Below are 1939 nucleotides of genomic sequence, written 5' to 3'. Positions count from 1 at the left end.
CACGTGATTCGCGGCGGCCTGAACTACAACATGGAGCTGCGCTGGGACGGCGTGCGCTCGCTCGCCGTCGCGATGGAGATGCTCAAGCAGCAGGTCGCGATCACGCCGGCGCCGCAGTGGGTGCGCGTGGTCGGCGGCTTTACCGAACACCAGTTCGCCGAGAAGCGCCTGCCGACGATCGACGAACTCAACGCGGTCGCGCCCGATACGCCGGTGTTCATCCTGCACCTGTACGATCGCGCGCTGCTGAACGCGGCCGCGCTGCGCGTCGTCGGCTATACGAAGGACACGCCGGAGCCGCCGGGCGGCACCATCCTGCGCGACGCCGCCGGCAATCCGACGGGCCTGCTGCTCGCGAACCCGAACGCGACGATCCTCTACGCGACGCTCGCGAAGGGCCCGAAGCTGCCGTTCGAGTATCAGTACAACTCGACGCGTCATTTCATGCGCGAGCTGAACCGGCTCGGCGTGACGGGCGTGATCGACGCGGGCGGCGGGTCGCAGAATTACCCCGACGATTACGAAGTGATCCGAAAGCTGCACGACGCGGGCGAGATGACGATCCGCATCGCGTACAACCTGTTCACGCAGAAGCCGAACGCGGAGAAGGAAGACTTCGTGAACTGGACGAAGAGCGTCACGTATCACGACGGCACCGACTACTTCCGTCACAACGGCGCGGGCGAGATGCTGGTGTTTTCCGCGGCCGACTTCGAGGACTTCCGCGTCGCGCGTCCGGACCTGCCCGCGCAGATGGAAGACGATCTCGAAGGCGTCGTGCGCGTGCTCGCGCAGAACCGCTGGCCGTGGCGCATGCATGCGACCTACGACGAAACCATCAGCCGCGCGCTCGACGTGTTCGAGAAGGTCAACGAGGATATCCCGCTCGAGGGGCTGAACTGGTTCTTCGATCACGCGGAAACGATCTCCGAGAAATCGATGGACCGGATCGCCGCGCTCGGCGGCGGCATCGCGGTGCAGCACCGGATGGCGTATCAGGGCGAGTACTTCGTCGAGCGCTACGGCGCGCAGGCGGCCGAAGCGACGCCGCCGGTCGCGAAGATGCTGTCGAAAGGCATCAAGGTGTCGGCCGGCACGGATGCAACGCGCGTCGCGTCGTACAACCCGTGGGTGTCGCTCGCGTGGCTGGTGACGGGCAAGACGGTCGGCGGGATGCGCCTGTATCCGCAGCGCAACCTGCTCGATCGCGAAACCGCATTGCGGATGTGGACCGAGTACGTGACGTGGTTCTCGAACGAGGTGGGCCGGAAAGGGCGCATCGCGGTCGGGCAGCTTGCCGACCTGATGGTCCCGGATCGCGATTTCTTCACCTGTGCGGAGGACGATATCGTCGACACGACCGCGTTGCTGACGGTGGTCGGCGGCCGGATCGTGTGGGGCGCCGGGCCGTTCGCGTCGCACGACGCGCCGATTCCGCCCGCGATGCCGGACTGGTCGCCGGTGCGGGCGTACGGCGGTTACGGCGGGTGGGGCGCGACGCAGCGCGAGGGCGCACCGCTGCAACGGGCTGCGGCCGCGGCGATGTGCGGCTGCGCGAGCGCGTGCGGCCTGCACGGCCATGCGCATGCGAGTGCGTGGGGCCGAGCGCTGCCGACGTCGGACGCGAAGGGCTTCTGGGGCGCGTTCGGCTGTTCGTGCTGGGCGGTCTGACATGACGGCGCGCACCGTCCATGGCAATCCGGCATGGATCCGCGCGCTGCTGTCGCAGCCGTGGGTCCTGCCGCTCGCGCGTCTCGCGCTCGTTTCCGCGTTCCTCATAGGCGGCGTCAACAAGGCGATGCACTTCGGCGATGCGGTCGCGGAGCAGGCGCATTTCGGCCTGCAACCGCCCGCGCTGTGGGCGGCACTGGCGGTCGTGGTCGAGATCGGCGGCTCGCTGTGCGTGGTGTTTCGCCGCTTCACGTGGCTCGGCGCCGGC

2 protein-coding genes are annotated in these 1939 nt (G+C 68.1%); both read left to right on the top strand.

Annotated features, from left to right (window positions below; all coding sequences use genetic code 11):
• Window positions 1–1671, top strand: a 1671-nt coding sequence (locus tag DIE23_RS38865) for an amidohydrolase (RefSeq protein WP_148093496.1), incomplete at its 5' end; no start/stop codon positions are given.
• 1 nt (window position 1672) lies between these two features.
• Window positions 1673–1939 (top strand): DoxX family protein (locus DIE23_RS38860; protein WP_148093495.1); only part of this gene is annotated, 267 nt, incomplete at its 3' end.

The organism is Burkholderia sp. Bp9143 (assembly GCF_003853645.1).
Taxonomy (GTDB): domain Bacteria; phylum Pseudomonadota; class Gammaproteobacteria; order Burkholderiales; family Burkholderiaceae; genus Burkholderia.
The sequence above is the reverse complement of the archived record's forward strand: the minus strand, read 5'-3'. Positions and strand labels throughout refer to the sequence as shown.